The sequence below is a fragment of the Clostridium sp. genome (assembly GCF_032552055.1).
Classification (GTDB): domain Bacteria; phylum Bacillota; class Clostridia; order Clostridiales; family Clostridiaceae; genus Clostridium.
In genome coordinates this window covers 1-2,370 of sequence record NZ_JAWGSV010000357.1, presented here as the reverse complement: position 1 = coordinate 2,370, position 2,370 = coordinate 1, and the positions used below count along the sequence as shown (strand labels likewise).

3 protein-coding genes are annotated in these 2,370 nt (G+C 28.9%); 1 reads left to right on the top strand and 2 read right to left on the bottom strand.

Annotation, left to right across the window (positions count from 1 at the left end):
* The first annotated feature begins 143 nt into the window (after positions 1-143).
* Entirely contained in the window at positions 144-692 is a 549-nt protein-coding gene (locus tag E6248_RS15460) for a GNAT family protein (RefSeq protein ID WP_316341661.1), read from the top strand.
* 365 nt (positions 693-1,057) lie between these two features.
* Here E6248_RS15460 and E6248_RS15455 read toward each other — a convergent pair whose 3' ends face one another.
* Both E6248_RS15455 and selD read right to left on the bottom strand, forming a co-directional pair.
* The gene (locus E6248_RS15455; protein ID WP_316341660.1) at positions 1,058-1,267 is read right to left on the bottom strand and encodes a hypothetical protein; all 210 of its coding nucleotides are present in this window, start codon (positions 1,265-1,267) and stop codon (positions 1,058-1,060) included.
* A 146-nt stretch (positions 1,268-1,413) separates the two neighbouring features.
* On the bottom strand, positions 1,414-2,370 hold a 957-nt coding region (gene selD / locus E6248_RS15450), incomplete at its 5' end, for a selenide, water dikinase SelD (protein WP_316341659.1).

Here is a 2,370-nt window from a genome sequence, read left to right as displayed (position 1 = left end):
ATGTCTTTAGTGTTAGAAGTTAATTACTCTGATTATAAGATGATTTATAATTTATATTATAAGAAGTTTATAATTATATTGTTATAATGTATAATTTGCAAAAATGATTGAACTACAGAAATTGGTTAAAGGGGGAGAGGTTTATGACTATAGAATGTATTAATAAGGGGAATCTAAAGAATGGAAAAGAATTAATTTTGAGGAAGCCAATAAAGGAGGATGCAAAGAATATTATTGAATATCTTAATATCGTTGGTGGCGAAAGTGACAATTTATTATTTGGAGCTGGAGAAGTTACACTATCAGTTGGAGATGAAATTTCATTTATTGAAAGTATAAATAAAGATAATAATTCGCTTATGATAATTGGATTAATTGATAATGAAATAGTAAGCGTGGCACAAATAAGTAGTCCGAATAGAAAGAGAATCGCTCATAATAGTGAAATTGCAATTTCAGTAAAGGAAAAGTATTGGAGTATTGGCGTTGGAAGTGCTGTCATGGGACAACTAATTAAATTTGCTAGTGACAGTGGAGTTATTAAAAATATTATTCTTGGTGTTAATTCTGCTAATGATAAAGCAATTAAATTATATGAGAAGTTTGGATTTAAGAATGTTGGAGTCCATAAAAATTACTTTAATATTAATGGAAAGTACTATGATGAAATTATAATGGATTTATATATTTAAGTTTTAAGATGAGAATATACAGTCAAATATAAATACAATATACTCTATAAGACAAATTGCTGCAATACACTGTAAAATTTAAAGTTTATTATTAGAAAATATAGTTTTAAGCATGTAGTTACAGAAGTTTAAAGAATTATCTAAATCAAAATCTCAATCTATTTCTGACTTATAATCTTTAAAGGCTGCATTTAGTATTGAAATATATTGCTTTGGAAGATTTTAATATAATTAAAGCATCCAAATGCAAGAGAGCCATGCACATATATTCCATAAAATTATACATTTCATTCTATAATTAATAAAATGCTTCGGATTTTGTTACTATTCATTGATTTTCATAACGTAAACACCATTAGGATTATCTAAATACACTTTTCAATTTCATCTATTTCAGAAATAGCATCTTCCATTGTAGGATACATACCTAATAAAGTCCTATTTGATGAAAATAAACTATTTGGTGCAAATCTACTCCATACAAGCACTTTATTTCTTTCATCACCAATAATAGAAGAAATCTCTACTCTAAATACTTTAACCAATTCCTTTTTTGATTGAGTTCTAATCCACATAAAAGCCGTCTCCTTATTAAAAATTCATGTATTAGAAAAATATGCTATAATTACAAGTTAATTATAGCATATTTTAAGAATTGGTTACTATTCAGTTTTTAAAGTCATTGAATTAATAAAATCATAACAGGATTAAATTCTAACAGTTACTTATTTATAATAATATCAATATTTTCTTTATCTTTAACTTGTCCAATGATACGAGCCCAAGGGGTATAACTCTCCATTCTAGATAAATATTCTTGTGCATCTTTTTCAGGCATGGATAGAAGTAATCCACCAGATGTTTGAGGGTCAAGCAAAGCATCTACCATTTCAGTTTGCACATTAGGTAAGGATTTAAAAGAATTTTTTAAGTAATCTCGATTATTGTACATACCTTCAGGAAGAATACCCATTTTTGCATATTCTAATGTCTTTGGAAGTATTGGAACACTTTCACTGAATATTTCTATAGTCTTATTGCTTCCACTTGCCATTTCAAAGCTATGTCCAATTAAACTAAAGCCTGTTATATCAGTACAAGAGTTAATCTTTAATCCATTAAAGGCTTCTTTAGCATATTTATTTAATTCAGTCATTACCTTAGTTACTTCTTTTACTTCATTTTCAGATAAAAGCTCAGCCTTATTAGCTGTATTTAAAATACCAACACCAATAGGTTTAGTTAATACTAGAACATCTCCAGTTTTAGCATTACTATTTGTTAATATTTCTTTTGGATGAGCAAAGCCTGTAACGCAAAGACCATATTTAGGCGTTGGGTCTGCAATAGTATGTCCACCTGCGATAATTGCTCCAGCTTCCTGAACCTTACTATATCCACCAGACAAAATATCATGCATTATTTCCGGGTCTAAGCAAGAAGGGAAGCAAAGAAGATTCATTGCAATAGATGGGTTTCCTCCCATAGCATATATATCACTTAAAGCATTAGTTGCAGCTACTTGTCCAAAAGTATAGGGATCATCTACCATAGGTGGGAAAAAGGCAACTGTTTGTATTACAACTTTATCATCAGATACTTTGTAAACAAGGGCATCATCTTTTTTATCAAAACCAACAATTAAGTTAGAGTCCTCAAATTTAGGTAAGTTTTGAAG

What these genes read in the sequence shown, in the direction of transcription:
- E6248_RS15460 (WP_316341661.1), top strand. Translation starts at nt 144, where the DNA reads ATGACTATAGAATGTATTAATAAGGGGAATCTAAAGAATGGAAAAGAA.
- E6248_RS15455 (WP_316341660.1), bottom strand. Translation starts at nt 1,267, where the DNA reads ATGTGGATTAGAACTCAATCAAAAAAGGAATTGGTTAAAGTATTTAGA.